The organism is Micromonospora sp. NBC_00860 (assembly GCF_045207375.1).
Taxonomy (GTDB): domain Bacteria; phylum Actinomycetota; class Actinomycetes; order Mycobacteriales; family Micromonosporaceae; genus Micromonospora; species Micromonospora vinacea.
The window spans coordinates 5,550,022-5,566,001 of record NZ_CP108825.1; the positions used below are offsets into that span (position 1 = coordinate 5,550,022).

Here is a 15,980-nt window from a genome sequence, read left to right on the forward strand (position 1 = left end):
CAGCTTCGGCGGGTCGCCCGGAGTCGCACTGGTGGACTAACCTGGATGTCGCTGACGGTTGTCAACCAGAACGACGGGGATGTTGCCATGGCCGGGCGTACGGAAGTCGACCTGTTGTCCCTTGAGGACTTCCACCAGCACCTGGCGTCTCGGCTCAGCCAGGCCGAGTCGGTGCTGCGCAAGCTCAACACCGAGATGCAGTGCCGACCGCCGGCGCTGGGCTCGTTCTTCGACGCCACCGACAAGGCGCGTCGCTACAGCGAGGTGCACCAGTCCTATGTCGACCAGGCCGAACGGATCCGGCAGGCGGTGCTGGCGGCGCAGCAGGCGACCAGCACGATCCTGAGCAACTACCGCACCGCCGAGGCGCGTAACGCGGCCAATGCCGACGACGTCACCGCCGCGCTGACCCCTGTCGACCGGGCGTTGCAGCCGAAGGAGGACGGGCGTGTCTGAATACACCCAGCGCTACCAGGGCAACAGCCACCAGCAGCTGTACGACGGCCTGATGGCGGGCAAGCCGGAGCAGATCGAGGGCGTGGCCACCCAGTGGGCCGAGCTCAAGGGCATCCTCGACGGCCTCGGCCGGGAGTTGAGCGGCGACCTCGACAAGCTGGCCAACACCTGGACGGGTTCGGCAGGTCGGGAGTTCCACCGGCGACTCAGCTTCATCGTCGCCCACACCGACGCGTTGGGTGAGGGGATGGCCGGCATCAAGCAGGGGTTGACCATGATGGCCGACCATCTGCGCGCCGCCCACAAGCAGGCCGAGAGCCCTGAGGAGACCGACGACAACGACAAGGCGATCGGCGGCGCGATCAAGGGTGGCGCGGTCTTCGGTCTGACCGGTCTGATCGTCGGGGGGATCGCGGGTCACCAGCAGGACAAAGCCGAGCAGGAGAAGGCCCACCAGCGGATGGTGAACCTGGTGGCCGATCTGGCCAGCAGTTACGACATCTCCGCCTACGACCGGGTGGTCGAGCCGCCCCCGCCCGACCCGGATACTCCGAGCACCGCCAGCAAGGATCCGACGACGCCGCAGAGTGTCTCGGCCATCGCCAGGGTGAGCGGCGGCCCCGGCACCGGCACCGACACCGGTCGCACCGGTGACGCGACAATCTCGACGCCCGACAGCGTTTCCCAACTGCCGGGCGACGGTTCGACGTCGGACGAGGTCGGCTCGGGCCCCGGTGGCAGCCCGGCTGTCGTCACCGGCCCGATCGGTGCTGGCAGCGACCCCACCAACCGGGGCACCTCGCTGGCCGGGGCGGCCCCACTGCTCGGCGGCGCGCTGCTCGGCGGCGGTGCCGCCGGGCTTGTCGGCCTGTCCGGGCCGGGCGGCGCACCCGCCCCGGCGAGCACCGGTCCCGGCCTGCTCTACGGAGGACAGGGCGGGTCGCCGGCCGGCGGGGTGTTGCGCAGCGGCGCGCTCGCGGGCTCGGGCAACGCGGCCCCCGCCTCTGCGCGGCCGACCGGTGGTGGTGCCGCTCCGGCGGAGAGCCGCGCCGCCAACGGGGTCGGGCGCAGCATCGACGGCCAGCGCGGTGGGGGCGGCGGCCGTGCGGCCGTGGCCGGTGGCAACGCGCGGCCGGGGTCCGGCGGCCGTCCCGGGGTGCTCGGCGGGCACGGTCGCGCGCAGGACGACGACTCCGACGATCGGCTGACCTGGTTGACCGAGGACGAGATGGTGTGGCAGGGCGACGACAAGGCCGCACCACCGGTGCTCGGCACCGGCGACTGACCACTGTCCGCCGCTGGCGAGGCCGCACCACCGGCGGAGCCACCAGGACGATGTGCGGTGCCCCCGATCGGACGTGATCCGGTCGGGGGCATCACCGTCTTCGGGCCCTGGTCGGCGGCGTCCACAGTGCGCATGGTGGTGGCGGTCACGCCCGGGCGGCCTCTCGCCGTGCTGCGGTGGGCAGGAACGGGCGATAGGTTGGTCGGGTGTCGTCCGTAGCGTCCGTCCGCCCAGCCCGGTGGGTTGTGCTGCGGTCACTGCGGGAGCTGACCCGCCTGGCGATCACCGCGCTGGTGCTCGCGGTCGGCCTCGGTGCCGCCCTCGCCGCGACCCCACCGCCCGCCCCCACGCAGCTGCGGCCCAGTGCCGTGAGCAGCCGGGTGGCAAGTGTCCGGCCCGACGCCGGCCCGGCCATCGAGCGGGCCGGGCAGCCGGCTGTCGCCCCGCCGGCTGGCACGCGCGAAACCGCCACGGCTGATACCGCCACGGCGACCGGTCTGGTCGCGGCGAGCCCGGTGCACGTCCCGGCCATCGATCCCGGCCGTGGCACTCCCGCGCGACGCGGCCCGCCCGCCAGCTGAGCCAGGCCCGGTGACCCCCGGGGCCCGATCCGGCTGATCCTCCCGCACCGCACCTGACGTTCGCCGTCGACGGGACGACCCCGGCCCCGGGCCGACCGGCGCTACCGGGCCCTTCTGCCGCCCGTCGATACCCGCCTTCGACCGCGAGGTGCTGATCTCATGCAAACCGTCCTCTCCGCCGTCCTGCCGGACCTCTCCCGGGCCGCCGTCATCTGGCTGAGCCTGCTCGGGGTGGTCGCCGTCGCCGTCTCCGCTCTCCTGCTGCGGCCCGGCCGGCTCCGCTTCGACCCCGGCGCCCGGATCCGTCGCGCGGCCATGCCGAGCCAACTCGAGCAGGCGCAGGAGGAGCGGGAGCAGAGCCGCTACGCGCAGGAGGTCGCTGTGGCCGCGGAGCGGGCGACCACCACAGTGCGGCGTCGCCGGGCGGAGTGGGTGGCCGCGCAGGAGGCGGTCGAGGCGGCCTGGCTGGCGTACGAGGCGGCTGAGGCTGGCGTACGGCGGCTCGACGCTGCGGCCGCGATGCCGCTGCCGCACACCGCACGGACCCCCGCCGAGTACGCGGACCGCGAGCGCTACCTGCACCGGGCCGCGCTGGATGCGTACTGGCGGCGGGAACTGTCGGTGGAGCAGCTCAGCGACGTCTTCGCGCACCGCGACGGTTGGGACCCGCGACTGCACCCGGTCGAGCAGGAGTTGGTGCTCCAGCGGGCGATCCGGGACAACCTGGCGGCCAGGCACACCGCAGCTCGCGAGCGGGAGCAGGCCGCGTGGCGGGCCGCGGAGTTGGCGGTGGCCGCGGCTCGCAGTCTGCGCGAGGAGGCGCACGCCGCGACCGGACGACGGGTCGCCGAGTCGGCGTCGGTGCTGCCGCTGAGCGAGGTTGCCCGACCGTTGGGCGTACCGGCCCGGGAGAACGTCGAGCAGACCCGGGAGAACAAGGTGACCGCTCGCGGCCGGGCGACGGTGCCCGCGTTCTGAGCCCCACGGTGTCGGGTGGGTTAGCGTGACGGCATGTCCCGACAGGCGTGGGTCCTCGTGGTGATCGCCGGCATCCTGGCGCTCGCCACACTGGTGGGTGCCGTGGTGCTGGCGGTGCGGGTGGTGCGGACGCGGCGGCTGCTGACCGGGCTGGGCGCGGGCGGCAAGGTCGCCTTCTACGGGGCGCTGATCTACACGATCTTCCCTGTCGACGTGCTGCCGGACCCGATCTACCTGGACGACATGGGGGTCCTGGCCGCCGCGCTGATCTACCTGACCCGGCTGGTGCACCAACGTCGGGCGGCGGGTCGCCAACTGCCCGGTCAGCCGGACGCCCCGCCGGATCGGGACCGGGTGCGCCGCCGCGTGCCATGATCGAGGTCGGTTCGGCGGACAGGGGACGGGCAATGGCGGGCGATCATCGGTTGGACGTGCACGATGAGCGTGTTGTCGCCTTCTGCACGGAACGACACCTCGCGACGCTGACCACACTGCGGGCGGACGGCACCCCGCACGTCGTACCGGTCGGGGTGACTCTCGACCCGGCGGCCGGACTGGCCCGGGTCATCACCTCGGGCGCCTCCCGCAAGGCCCGTCAGGTGGCGGCGGCCGGCGCGGCGGGCGCGGCCGTGGCCGTGTGCCACGTGGATGGCCGCCGCTGGTTGACGATCGAGGGTCGCGCGGTGCTGCGGTCGGATCCGGCCGCGGTGGCGGAGGCGGAGCGGCGCTACGCCGAGCGGTATCGGACCCCGCGTCCGAATCCGGAGCGAGTGGTCATCGAGATCACCGTGACCAGGCTGCTGGGGAGCCTCTGAGCTGACCGCGTGTCCCCGCTGACCGGTTCGATCCGGGCCGGGATGCCGCGCACCCCCGGTGCCCCCGGCCGGCGGAATTCTCGGTGGAGCAGAGCGGTTACGCCCTCGGTACGCCCAGGGCCGAGACCACCGATGGTCGGCCCCCGTGTTGCGCCGAGCGCCATTCCCGGTGCTGCCGCCCTCCGCTGGCCGGAGGCGCCAACCCCCGAACGGAGACTCGACCATGAACCCGATCGTCCAGAAGAGCGGTCTGTCCGTCGTCGGCCTGCTCGTCGCCGGCGGTTGCGCCCTCGGCCCGGCGGTTGCCGCACAGGCCGCCCCGGCAGTGGCCACCCCGACCTCGTCGAGCCAGAACGACCGGCACGCCGAACGGATCCTCGGCGTCGACTACCAGGCCCAGCCGAACTTCTACTACTGCGGCCCTGCCGCCACCCGGATCGCGTTGTCCGCCCAGGGCAAGGCGCTCTCCCAGGACGAGGTGGCCCGACTGCTCGGCACCACCGAGGCGGGTACCCCGTCGGCCCTGGACACCACCCGGGTGTTGAACGAGCTGACCGGCGGCAAGTACCGGACCACCGAGATCCGTGATTCGGTGGCCCGCCCCGACCAGGTCGAGCAACTGCGCCGCGACGTGTTGGCCGCTGTGGACGCCGGCCGGCCGGTGGTGGCCAACATCAAGGGCACGACAGTGGACACCGACGGCAACCCGCACTCGTACGAGGGCGGCCACTACCTGACCCTCGTCGGCTACCGCGACGGTGGTGACCTGATCCGGGTCGCCGACCCGGCCGACCCGGCGTTGGGCGAGTACTGGATGAGCCTGCCGAAGGTCGCCAACTGGATCGCCGAGCGCGGCTACTCCTCCTGAGCAGAACGGTTCACCGGGCCGGCCTCTCCCGTGCGGGGAGGCCGGCCCGACCGTCGTTACGGGCCCGGGCGGCGATGTGGGCGCGTCGACGGGCTCGGGCGGCCCGCGTCGGTCGGGCCCGGTGCAGCTGTCGGCGGACCGGCGGGTGGATCTCCGCCTCGCCGGCCCCGGCCGCCCGGCGCACGATCCGGTTCGCGTCCTCGGGTTCGGAACCGGCTGCCCGGAGCAGGTCGCTGGCCGCGGTGCGCAGTCCGGTGACAAGGGATTCGCCGAACGATTTGACCCCTCTCGCGGCGGCCCGCCCGGCCAGCTCGGCGCACTCCTCGACCAACCGGCGGGTGCGCCGGGGGTCGTCACCGACCCTGCACTCCACCCGCATCTCCGCCACCGCCTGACCCAACCGGCCCATCGCATCCGGAAGCTCCGGCGGAATCGGCTCGTCGTACTGCAGGGCGGTGGTCGACCAACGGGCCATGGCGCGGGTGTCCAGCAACAACCGCTCCAGGTGACCCGCGCTGCGGGCGTAACGGTGGTACTGCTGCCGGCGGTGCCAGCGCACCGGGGCGATCGTCACCACCTCCTCGGCACCGCTGAGCGCGTCGTGCAACCGGCCCAGATCGTCCTCGGTGCCGCGGAGCCGCTCCAGGACGCCCATGGTCCGGGCGCCGTCGCGCTCGCGCATCGCACGCGCCAGCTCGGCGAGTTGCTCGCAGAGGACCGCGAAGATCGGTGCAGCGGCACGGTCCAGCACCCGCATCGGGTTGATCGGCAACAGGAGCGCGACCACCACCAGGCCGACCACCCCGCCGACGAGCGCGTCGAAGATCCGGGGCACCTCCAGGCCATGTTCCATCGGGGCCAGCGTGGCGATCAGCACGGCGGTACCGCCGGCCTGACCGACCAGCGGACCACCCTTCCCGGCCACCAGCAACGCGGCGGCGATGGCCAACGCGACCACCACGCCGGTCTGCCACGGGCCCGAGCCGAGCAGGAATCGCAGCGTGTCGCCGATGACGATGCCCAGGCCCACGCCGCCCAACAGCTCGAAGGTCCGGCGGGCCCGCTGCCCGATTGCGGTGGCGATCGTACCGACGGCGGCGGCGGGCGCGAAGACGTGCGATCCGGGGCCGAGCAGGTTCTTGGCGAGCAGGGCGGCGATCGCAGCGGCCAACCCGGCCTGGATGGAGATAACCAGGGTGACCTCCCACTGCCGGGCCCGAATCCGGCCGGCCTGCCCACCACGGTGCCGCACCCGACGAACCGTCCGCTCAGCGCTCTCGTCGAGCCGCGACTGACCGTGGTCGGCGGGTGGGCGGTCGTCGGCCATGGCGGCGGTTACCCCGGCATCGGCCGAGCAATCGCCGTGGCTCGGCAGCACCGCCACCGCAGACACCACCGTCCCCATGGAACACATCGTCAACCGTGGGTTCGTGCAGGCCCGTGGGGGTACCACAGCCACACACCTCCCACCGATCCGCAACCGGTAAGGGGCCGTGACATGACCAATCCACCGACCGATCACGACCACGATGCCGTCGACATCCTGATCTCTGATCACCGTGGGATCGAGGCAGTCCTCGTCGAGTTGGCGACCCGGCAGGGCACCCCCGAGCACCGCCGGCGCCTCGCCGACGTGGTGATCGCCGAACTCGTCCGCCACTCGGTGGCCGAGGAGGCGTACGTGTATCCGATCGCCCGCAAGGTGCTGCCCGACGGCGACCAGATCGCCGACCGGGAGATCGCGGAGCACGCCGACGCCGAGCGGACCATGAAGGAGTTGGAGTCCGCCGACCCGGCCGACCCCCGCTTCGACGAGCTGCTCGCCCAGCTGACCAGCACCGTCCGACACCACGTAACGGAAGAGGAGAAGGAGCTCTTTCCCCGGCTGCGCGCGGCGACGGCCCGGGAGGAGTTGGTCGAGGCGGCCGCCCGGGTGACGGCGATCAAGGAGATCGGGCCGACCCGGCCACATCCGGGAAGCCCGGAGCATCCGCCGATGAACAAGTTGCTCGCCCCCGGCATCGGTCTGGTCGACCGGCTGCGCGACGCGTTGAGCGGCCGACCCACCTCGATGGACGAGCTGACCGACGAGCGACAGCGCTGACCCGCGCACCATCCGGACCGGGACTCCCGGGTCGCCGACGCCACGGCGGCCCGGGAGGAGCACGACGGGTCAGCGAACCTGGTCGCCCTCACCGGTGCGCGCCTGGGCCTGGTCCACGCCCTTGTCGATCTGATCGCCGTACTTGCCGCCGGTGCGCTTGTCGGCCATGTCGCCTGCCTTCTCCGCACCCTGGTCGACCTGCTTGTCATGCTTGTCCGCGAAGTCCTTGGCCTTGTCCATGAAGTCACCCACGGCGTTCCTCCTCAGTCCGGTCCGTCCCCTTCGCGTTCCCTCGGCCCGACCGGGCAAACGCCGTCGTCGCGGATGCGATTCGCGAACCTTCACCCGCCTCACTGCGGTCGGCGTACGATCCGCGCGGGTGATGGCCAGCGAATCGGGTGTCGGGGGACGACCGACCGGGTACCGACCTCGTCGACATCGAGGAGGACCGACATGGCCGCAGAGGAACCCGGACCGACAGGCGGCACCGGGCCGCGCCAGACCTGGGCGGCGCTGCCCTGGCTGGTCCGAACCGCTGTGTTGTGGAGCGCCTGCCTGGTGGTGATCGCCGCGGGGCTCTACCTGCTCGGCCGGATCGCCGTCCTGCTGGCGCCGCTGGCCATCGCGCTGGCCGCCACCATCTTCCTCACCGCGTTGCTCGATCCGGTCCTGCTGCTGCTGCGCCGGTTGCGCCTGCCGGCGGCGCTGGCAGCGCTCTGCACCGTACTGCTGCTGCTGGGCATCCTGGTCGGCGTCGGCGCCCTGGTGTGGAACCTGACCGCCAGCCAGTTCGATCAGCTCAGCCAGGAGTTGACGCAGGGGGTCGAACGCAGCCGGGACTTCGTGACGTCCACGCTGCCGGTCACCGAGGCGCAACTGGACCGGCTTGTCGACCAGGCCCGGGAGGGGCTCAGTGGCAGCTCTCCGGACCCGGTGGCCGGCGCCCGGACCGCGACGGAGGTGTTCGGCTCCGCACTGCTCGCGCTGGTGCTGCTCTTCTTCCTCCTCAAGGATGGCCGGTCGATGTGGCACTGGGTGCTGTCCCGGGCGTCCGGCCCGAACCAGCCAGTGCTGGCCGAGGCCGGTCGCAACGGTTGGCAGACGTTGGGCGCGTACAGCCGGGGCACCATGTTCATCGCGGCAATCGACGCGCTGGGCATCGGGCTGGCTCTGGTGGTGCTGCGGGTGCCACTCGCCCTGCCACTGGCGTTGATCACGTTCCTCGGCGGGTTCGTGCCGATCATCGGGGCGACGGTGGCCGGCGCGGTGGCGGTGCTGGTGGCGCTGGCCGCGAACGGTCCCACCACCGCGCTGCTCACCCTCGCGGCGGTGATCGCCGTACAGCAGATCGAGGGCAACCTGCTGGAACCGCTGGTGATGAAGCGGCAGGTCCGACTGCACCCGGCGGTGATCCTGGTGGCGGTCACCGCGGGCACGCTCATCGCGGGGATCGCCGGCGCCTTCGTCAGCGTCCCGATCACCGCAGTCCTCTGGCGCGTCATCGACACCGTCCAACAGCGCCGCGCCGCCTCGACCCTCCTGCCCACGGAGTGATCACCGACTGAGGTGCGTGGTGAACCAGTTGCCAGCCTGGTCGGCGACCTGCTCAAGGGTGCCGGGTTCCTCGAAGAGGTGGGTGGCCCCGGGGATCACCCGCAGCTCACCGACCTCGCCCAACTCGGCCAGCGCCCGCTCGTTGAGGGTGATCACCTCTTCGTCCAGCCCACCCACCAGAAGCAACGTGGGGGTACGCACCTGGGCCAGCGCGTCGTCGGCCAGGTCCGGCCGACCGCCCCGGCTGACCACGGCAGCCACCCGGTCGGCACGGGACGCCGCCGCGACCAGGGCGGCGGCAGCACCGGTGCTGGCCCCGAACAGGCCGATCGGCACGTCACCGGCAGGCCGCTCGACGGCCAGCCAGTCGATGATCCCGGCCAACCGGCTGGCCAGCAGCCCGATGTCGAAGCGCAGTTCGGCGGTTCGGGCGTCCACCTCGTCCTCGGCCGGGGTGAGCAGGTCCGCCAGCACCGTTCCGAGCCCACTGTCGTTCAGCGTCCGGGCCACCGCCACGTTGCGCGGGCTGTGCCGGGAACTGCCGCTGCCGTGCGCGAACAGCACCACGCCGACCGGTTGGGCGGGCAGCGTCAGGTCGGCGGGGAGTTGGGCGTCCCCGACCGGAATCGTCACAGTGCCGCGCTGCTCGTCCATGCCCCACCTCCGCGTGCTCGCCGGTGGTCCGGGTACCCCGCCCGCCGCCCGGCACGCCCGCCGACGGCCGCTTCACCCCGGGCCGTGGGCACCCCGCCGGGCCGCGTTTGCCCGATAGGGCGTCGGGTACGCGACGAGCGACCGCAGACCGTGTCGGCGCAACGCGCCCCGACGGATCGCGAGGATCGCCATGGCCAAGCAGCAGATTTCCCGGCAGCAGCAGCTGACCGAGCGGACCCAGCGTGAACAGGACGCCGAGCGCAACCAGGACGTCGGGGATCAGGATTTCGGCGACCAGGCCGCCTCGGCCCGGCTGCCCGACGATCCGAAGGCGGCGGCGCCCCGGGACGCGATCGGGCGTCCGTCGACCGGCGAGCCGGTCTGACCAGCGAGACCGGCGAGCCGGTCTGACCCATCCGCAGGGGCGGGCGGGGCGGGAGCACTCCCGCCCCGCCCGTCACTGTTCCCGTTCGGGCAACCGCAGCAGCGGAGACCGACCCGGTGGTTGCTCGGGCGGCGGGCCGGTCGGCTCGGCCGGCGGCACCGGCACCGTCACCGGCTCGTCGCAGGTCACCCGCAGCACCTGGTCGTGGTGGCGCAACTCCACCACGTCGTCCGGGCCGCCGTGCCGCAGCGAGTACGTCGTCTGGTGCGGCCGGACGTCCACCCGCAGCGACAGCCCTCTCCACTGCAACGAGAACTCCAACCGGCTGAGGCGGCTGGAGAGCCGGGGGGCGAAGGACAACTCGCCGTCGTGGTCCCGCAGACCGCCGAACCCACTGACCAGGGCGAGCCACGCGCCGGCCAGCGACGCCATGTGTACGCCGTCGCGGGTGTTCTCGTTGAGGTCGTGCAGGTCCATCAGCGCTGCCTCACGCAGGTAGGTGTGCGCGAGTTCGGGGTGGCCCACCTCGGCGGCGAGCACGGACTGGGTGCAGGCCGACAGCGACGAGTCGCGCACGGTGCGGCGCTCGTAGTAGAGGAAGTTGCGTACCTTCTCCTCCGGGGTGAAGGCATCCCCCCGCCAGTGCATGGCGAGGACCAGGTCGGCCTGCTTCACCACCTGCTTGCGGTACAGCTCGAAGTACGGGTAATGCAGCAGCAACGGGTACTTCTCCGCAGGGGTGTGCGTGAAGTCCCATTCCTGGAGGCGGGTGAAGTCCTCCACCTGCTGGTGGACGTCGAGTTCCTCGTCGTACGGGATGTGCATGGAGGCGGCGGCGTCCCGCCAGCTCGCGGCCTCCTCGTCGGTGACACCGAGGTGGAACGCCTCGTCCCGGTAGCGCATGACCACGTCGGCGGCGGCGAGCAGATTCCGCTGCGCCATCAGGTTGGTGTAGATGTTGTCGTTCTTCACGGCGGTGTACTCGTCCGGGCCGGTGACGCCGTCGATGTGGAACCGCCCGTGCCGGTCGTGGTGGCCGATCGAGCGCCACAGCCGGGCGGTCTCCACCAGCAGCTCCAGCCCGATCTCCCGTTCCGTCTGAGTGTCGCCGGTGACCATCACGTAGCGGCGCACGGCGTCGGCGATGTCGGCGGCGATGTGGAACGCCGCCGTACCGGCCGGCCAGTATCCGGATGATTCCGGACCCTCGATGGTCCGCCAGGGGAAGGCGGCGCCCCGGAGGTTGAGCGTCTCGGCCCGTTCCCGCGCCGATTCCAGCGTGCTGTGCCGCCACTGCAACGCGCTGCGCACCGCGCTCGGCTGGGTGTACGTGAGCACCGGCAGGACGAACATCTCGGTGTCCCAGAAGGCGTGACCGTCGTAACCGGGGCCGGTCAGCCCCTTCGCCGAGATCGGCCGTTGCTCGGCCCGCGCGCCGGCCTGCAACACGTGGAAGAGACCGAAGCGGACCGCCTGCTGCACCTCCGGGTCGCCCTCGACCAGCACGTCGGCGGCGTCCCAGAACGCGTCGAGGTAGTTGCGCTGCTCCCGGTGGAGCCCGTCCCAGCCGTCGAGCCGGGCGCCGGCCAGTGCCGCGCCGACCTGGTCGCGCAGCGCCGGCAGGGACCGGCGGCTCGACCAGCTGTAGGTCAGATATTTGATCACCCGCAGCTTCTCGCCGGGCTGAAGTACGCAGGCGATGGTGGTCCGCACCCAGTCCTGGTATCCCTCGGACTCGATGGTGGTGTGGTCCGGGCCGTGCACCTCGTGCTCCATGGCGGCGGCGACCCGCAGACCGGAGACCTTGGTGCGGTGGATCAGCTGCCCGCCGTCGGGGGTGGTCAGCTCCTCCTCGGCCAGGAGCGGCGACTCCAGCACCGCCGCGACCCGGGGATCCTTGCTCTGCGCGGGCAGCGACTCGTTGGCCACCAACTCGGACTGCACGATCAACCGCAGCGGGCCGTCGACCGCCTCCACCTCGTAGCTGATGGCTGCCACGGAACGCTGGGTGAACGAGACGAGACGGGTGCTGCGCACCTTGACCTCGCGGCCGGCGGGCGAACGCCAGTGCAGCTCCCGGTGCAGCGTGCCGGCCCGCAGGTCGAGGATCCGCTCGTGGGCGAGCAGCTCCCCGTAACGCACGTCGAGCGGTTCGTCGTCGACCAGCAGCCGCATCAGCTTGCCGTTGGTGACGTTGACGATGGTCTGCCCCGACTCGGGGAAGCCGTAGCCCGCCTCCGCGTACGGCAAGGGACGCAGCTCGTAGAACGAGTTGAGGTAGGTGCCGGGCAGGCCGTGCGGCTCGCCCTCGTCGAGGTTGCCCCGCAGGCCGACGTGCCCGTTGGAGAGCGCGAAGACCGACTCGGACTGGGCCAGCACGTCCATGTCCAGCCGGGTCTCCCGGACGTGCCACGGCTCGACCGGATAGGCGCGCTCCCGAATCATCCGGAGCCTCGTTCGGCGGCCAGCGGGTCGGTCGCGGCGCGGGTCGGCGCCGGCGGGTCGGCGGCGTCGAGCAGGTCGGCGAGGTCCGTCACCACGACGTCGGCCCCGTGGGCGAGCAGCTCGTCGGCCTGTCCGACCCGGTCGACGCCGACCACGTAGCCGAAGCCACCGGCGCGGCCGGCGGCCACTCCGGAGAGCGCGTCCTCGAAGACGGCGGCCTGTGTCGGGTCGACGCCGAGCAGCCTGGCTCCGGCGAGGAAGGTGTCGGGGTGTGGTTTGCCACGCAGCCCCTGCGCACGGGCGACCAGCCCGTCCACCCGGGCCTCCAGCAGCGGCTCGATCCCGGCGGCTCTGACCACCTCGCCCCCGTTCGCGCTGGCGGTGACCACGGCTCGACGGAGCCCGGCGGCGGTCGCCGCCTTCAGATACCGCACCGAACCGGGGTAGACCTCCACGCCGGCGGTGCGCAGACGGTGCAGCAGCAGGACGTTCTTGCGGTTGCCCAGCCCGTTGACGGTTTCGGCCTCCGGCGGGTCGTCCGGGCTGCCTTCGGGCAGCACGATCCCCCGGGAGGCGAGGAACGACCGGACACCGTCGGCCCGGGGTCGGCCGTCGACGTAGCGGTTGTAGTCCGGGCCCGGATCGAACGGTTGGAACGGTTCGCCGGAGAGCGTGGCGCGCTGGCGGAGGAACTCGTCGAACGTCTGCTTCCAGGCGGCGTTGTGTACGCGGGCGGTCTGCGTCAGCACACCGTCCAGATCGAAGAGACAGGCGGTCACGTGAGCAGGTAGGCCCAGCACGGTACGAATCTATCCACCCTGCTGGGCCCGCAAACCCGTTTCGGCCGCCCTGAGGCGTTTCAGTTCGGTCGCAGCGTCCAGATCACTGTCATTTCCGAGGTCGGCTTACCGTCCTCGGTGGCGATCTGAACCGTGACGGGGAATTCCGGGCGTCGACCGGCCGCCAACTCCTCGACCACCTCGTCCGCCGGCCGACCGAGTCGTGCGGTGGCCAGCACCGGGCCCATGGCGAGTTTCCGGTAGGCGATCTCGGCTCGGACGGCCAACGGCACGGCACGGTCGAGCAGTTGCCCGAAGGCAGCCAGCACGACCGCGCCGGAGGCCGTCTCGCCGAGGGTGAACATGGCGCCGGCGTGCGGCCCGCCGATGTGGTTGTGGGCGGCCGGCGAGTCGGGCAGCCGGACGACGGCCCGCACGCCGCCCTCCGCCTCGGGCGCCACCTCGACGAACTCGATGCCGAGCGTACGAGCGAACGGCACCGCTTCCAGCATGCCGGCCGCCACCTGGCGGGAGTCGATAGTCATGACCTGACGTTACTCATCAGTAACCAGGCCGGCAACCAGCGATTTTGCCGACGGGACACGCTCAGAGGTTGGCGATGGTGCGCAGGATCTCCGCGTAGAAGTTGCCGTCGATGCTGCGGAAGAAGGCGAAATCCTGGCCGGGGTCGCCGAAGAACGGCCGCAGCGTCCAGGCCAGCTGGGTGCCGACGAAACCGAAGAGCAGGATCCAGATGTAGAGCAGGGTCATACTGGCCGGCCGCTGCGTCGGCTCGCCGCGTCGGGCCGTACGGCCGTCCCCCGGGCGCTGCGCCACGTAACCGGGCGGCAGCATGCCGGGCGGGAACGAGGCACCGGCCGGCTGCCCGGGCCACTGCGCCGGCACCTGAGCCGGGGCTGGCGCTGTGGTCACGGCACCGTTCGCTGTCGGCTCGGCCACCGCGACACCGGCCGGCACGGCGACCGGTTCGGCGCTCTCACCGGCGGCCGCCGCAGCGACCGGCGTCGCCCCGACGGGCACCGCGGCCGGCACGGCCTGGACCGGCGTCGGGGCGTTGGCCGGCACGTCGACCGTGGCATTGGCGGCCTCCGGCGCGAGCAGGCCGTGGTCGTTGAGCACCTGCATCCCGCTGGTCAGAAAGCGCAACCCGACGAGCGCCGACAGGGTCAGGATCGCCACGTTGAGCAGCTTGAAGAACCCGTAGTCGTTGGCGGTGATCAGGAAGAAGAGGCTGATCGGCGCGAACGCCACCGCCAGCATCGAGGTGACCGTGATCGCCACCATCACCAACGCCAACGACTGCCGCACCGAGAGCCGGGCGCCGAAGACCAGGTTGAACAGGTAGAGCGTGGGCAGGCAGATGGCAAGCGTGACCAGGAACAGCAGTGGCAGCTTCAACGCCGAGGTCAGCGCCATCAGCGGGCTGTGGAAGAAGCCCAGCACCGCCCCGTAGCAGGCCAACGCGATGGCCGAGCTGGTCAGCATCCGTCCGGTCAGGACGTTGAGGTCACGCTCGGCAACGATCTGCTGCCAGATGCTGTCGCGATCCCGCAGGATGCGCTCGATGACGAGCGGACTGGGACGGTCACCCGACACGGGTGCACCCCTCTCGGTGGTCATTCATAGTGGACTGGGTGGGCAGACCGTAGGGCACCGGGTGGCAGGCCCGCCACCCCGCTCCGGCACGTCGTCAGCGCCAACCCACGTCGATCCGGGCGCCCCGCTCGTCGAAGAAGTGCAGCGCGTCCATCCGGACCGAGACGGCGAGCGGGTGACCGGCGCTGACAGCCGGGTACGGCGCCAGCCGCACCGCCAGCTCCGCCGGGCGGCGGTGGTGCCGGCCCGGATCGGGAAGCACGCTGGTCTGGGTGCCGCCGCCACTCGGAGCCTCCTGCGGCTCCACCGGCTTGCCGGTGAGGCGCTGCATCACCGAGCCGAACCGACGCAGGCCGCGCTGACCGACCGGTGGCGATTCGAGCGGCGCGCCCATCTCGTCGACCACCACCGCTGTCGCGCCGATGTCGAGGAACGCCAACGACTCGTGCCCGTGGTGCTCCAGGTAGCGGATCCGCCCGCGCAGCACGTCGCCGGGGCTGTCCGGGGCGACCGGGGTGAGCGCCTCGGCCCGCATGCCGACCACGATCCGCTCACCGTGGTAGTGCGCCACCGCACGACTGCGGATGTCGTTCCAGGGCAGGTAGAGCGACTGGTCGCCGAGGTTGAGCGTGACGTACCGGTCGAGGTGGACGTAGACAGACGCCTCCAGCAGGTTCATCCGGGGGCTGCCCAGGAACGCCGCCACGTAGAGCGTCGCCGGCCGGCCGTACACCTGGGTCGGGGTGCCCACGTCCTGGAGAACGCCGCGGCGCATGATGGCCACCCGGTCGGCCATGGTGAGCGCCTCGGCCTGGTCGTGCGTGACGTAGACGGTGGTGACGCCCAGTTCCCGGGTCAGGCCCGAGATCTCCGCGCGCAACTCGGCCCGCAGGCCGCTGTCCAGGTTGGACAGCGGCTCATCCATCAGGAACAGGCCGGGCCGGCGGACGATCGCCCGGCCCATCGCCACCCGCTGTCGTTGCCCGCCGGAGAGCTGACCTGGCTTGCGGGCCAGCACGTCACCGATGCCCAGCGCGCTCGCCACGTCACTGACCCGTTCGCCCCGCGGCTCGGGCTCGATCCCGGCCAGCCGCAGTGGAAACGCGATGTTGTCGCCAACAGTCATGTGCGGGTAGAGCGCGAAGTCCTGGAAGACCATGGCGATCTTGCGGTCCCGCGGGGGGAGGTCGTTCGCCAATTCCCCGTCGAGCATGACCGCACCGGTGGTCGGGTCCTCCAACCCGGCGATCATGCGCAGAACCGTCGACTTGCCGCACCCGGACGGCCCAAGCAGCACCATGAACTCGCCGTCGTTCACATCCAGGTTGATGCTGTCGACGGCCAGCGTGCCGTCCCGGAAAACCTTGGTCACATCCTTGAGCGTGACGGTGCTCACCGTCTTCCCCCCCAGCGCGTCGGCCGAACCCCAGACGACTGTGACCAGGATCATGGGTTTAGG

The 15,980-nt window shown here is 71.8% G+C and carries 18 protein-coding genes; 10 read left to right on the top strand and 8 right to left on the bottom strand.

Features of this window, described 5'->3' with window-relative positions:
• Positions 1–45 precede the first annotated feature (45 nt).
• From OH804_RS25490 to OH804_RS25520, 7 genes are all read left to right on the top strand, one after another.
• Complete coding sequence (locus OH804_RS25490; protein ID WP_231392493.1) at positions 46–456, top strand: hypothetical protein; 411 nt, start codon at positions 46–48, stop codon at positions 454–456.
• A complete protein-coding gene (locus tag OH804_RS25495; RefSeq protein ID WP_406059986.1) occupies positions 449–1,741 on the top strand; it encodes a WXG100 family type VII secretion target in 1,293 nt (430 codons plus the stop codon). The genes OH804_RS25490 and OH804_RS25495 overlap by 8 nt, the downstream gene beginning before the upstream one ends.
• A gap of 206 nt (positions 1,742–1,947) precedes the next feature.
• Positions 1,948–2,322, top strand: coding sequence for a hypothetical protein (locus tag OH804_RS25500; protein WP_406059988.1), 375 nt, complete (start codon positions 1,948–1,950; stop codon positions 2,320–2,322).
• Positions 2,323–2,481: 159 nt separating this feature from the next.
• Positions 2,482–3,300, top strand: coding sequence for a hypothetical protein (locus OH804_RS25505; RefSeq protein ID WP_406059990.1), 819 nt, complete (start codon positions 2,482–2,484; stop codon positions 3,298–3,300).
• Between the two features lie 33 nt (positions 3,301–3,333).
• Positions 3,334–3,675 carry a YkvA family protein gene (locus tag OH804_RS25510; protein ID WP_196920781.1) on the top strand — a complete coding sequence of 114 codons (342 nt, stop codon included), beginning with the start codon at positions 3,334–3,336 and terminating at the stop codon, positions 3,673–3,675.
• Positions 3,676–3,707: 32 nt separating this feature from the next.
• On the top strand, positions 3,708–4,115 hold the full coding sequence (locus OH804_RS25515) for a pyridoxamine 5'-phosphate oxidase family protein (protein ID WP_196920780.1): 408 nt from the start codon (positions 3,708–3,710) through the stop codon (positions 4,113–4,115).
• A gap of 223 nt (positions 4,116–4,338) precedes the next feature.
• The gene (locus OH804_RS25520) at positions 4,339–4,983 is read left to right on the top strand and encodes a C39 family peptidase (protein WP_196920779.1); all 645 of its coding nucleotides are present in this window, start codon (positions 4,339–4,341) and stop codon (positions 4,981–4,983) included.
• 10 nt (positions 4,984–4,993) lie between these two features.
• Here the strand turns inward: OH804_RS25520 and OH804_RS25525 are convergent, their stop codons facing one another.
• Positions 4,994–6,388 (bottom strand): terpene synthase family protein, encoded by a 1,395-nt coding sequence (locus tag OH804_RS25525; protein ID WP_231392492.1) that lies wholly within the window; start codon positions 6,386–6,388, stop codon positions 4,994–4,996.
• Between the two features lie 93 nt (positions 6,389–6,481).
• On the opposite strand from OH804_RS25525, the gene OH804_RS25530 reads away from it, so the two are divergent.
• Positions 6,482–7,087, top strand: a complete 606-nt coding sequence (locus tag OH804_RS25530; protein WP_406059993.1) for a hemerythrin domain-containing protein — start codon at positions 6,482–6,484, stop codon at positions 7,085–7,087.
• Between the two features lie 69 nt (positions 7,088–7,156).
• Here OH804_RS25530 and OH804_RS25535 read toward each other — a convergent pair whose 3' ends face one another.
• Positions 7,157–7,327: an antitoxin gene (locus OH804_RS25535; protein WP_231393380.1), complete on the bottom strand. Its 171-nt coding sequence runs from the start codon at positions 7,325–7,327 to the stop codon at positions 7,157–7,159.
• A 213-nt stretch (positions 7,328–7,540) separates the two neighbouring features.
• Between OH804_RS25535 and OH804_RS25540 the strand changes: the two genes are divergently transcribed.
• Positions 7,541–8,641 carry an AI-2E family transporter gene (locus OH804_RS25540; protein WP_196920777.1) on the top strand — a complete coding sequence of 367 codons (1,101 nt, stop codon included), beginning with the start codon at positions 7,541–7,543 and terminating at the stop codon, positions 8,639–8,641.
• Here OH804_RS25540 and OH804_RS25545 read toward each other — a convergent pair whose 3' ends face one another.
• Positions 8,642–9,295, bottom strand: a complete 654-nt coding sequence (locus OH804_RS25545) for a dienelactone hydrolase family protein (RefSeq protein ID WP_196920776.1) — start codon at positions 9,293–9,295, stop codon at positions 8,642–8,644. It lies immediately after the preceding gene.
• 190 nt (positions 9,296–9,485) lie between these two features.
• Between OH804_RS25545 and OH804_RS25550 the strand changes: the two genes are divergently transcribed.
• Positions 9,486–9,680, top strand: coding sequence for a hypothetical protein (locus tag OH804_RS25550; protein ID WP_091395197.1), 195 nt, complete (start codon positions 9,486–9,488; stop codon positions 9,678–9,680).
• A 72-nt stretch (positions 9,681–9,752) separates the two neighbouring features.
• Here OH804_RS25550 and OH804_RS25555 read toward each other — a convergent pair whose 3' ends face one another.
• From OH804_RS25555 to OH804_RS25575, 5 genes are all read right to left on the bottom strand, one after another.
• Positions 9,753–12,125, bottom strand: a complete 2,373-nt coding sequence (locus OH804_RS25555) for a glycoside hydrolase family 65 protein (protein WP_196920775.1) — start codon at positions 12,123–12,125, stop codon at positions 9,753–9,755.
• Positions 12,122–12,925 carry a beta-phosphoglucomutase family hydrolase gene (locus OH804_RS25560; protein ID WP_406059996.1) on the bottom strand — a complete coding sequence of 268 codons (804 nt, stop codon included), beginning with the start codon at positions 12,923–12,925 and terminating at the stop codon, positions 12,122–12,124. Before OH804_RS25560 ends, OH804_RS25555 begins: the two co-directional genes overlap by 4 nt.
• Before the next feature lie 59 nt (positions 12,926–12,984).
• On the bottom strand, positions 12,985–13,449 hold the full coding sequence (locus OH804_RS25565; RefSeq protein ID WP_406059998.1) for a DUF4442 domain-containing protein: 465 nt from the start codon (positions 13,447–13,449) through the stop codon (positions 12,985–12,987).
• Positions 13,450–13,510: 61 nt separating this feature from the next.
• Complete coding sequence (locus OH804_RS25570) at positions 13,511–14,521, bottom strand: hypothetical protein (protein ID WP_196920772.1); 1,011 nt, start codon at positions 14,519–14,521, stop codon at positions 13,511–13,513.
• Positions 14,522–14,615: 94 nt separating this feature from the next.
• A complete protein-coding gene (locus OH804_RS25575; protein ID WP_231392490.1) occupies positions 14,616–15,971 on the bottom strand; it encodes an ABC transporter ATP-binding protein in 1,356 nt (451 codons plus the stop codon).
• Between the last annotated feature and the right edge of the window lie 9 nt (positions 15,972–15,980).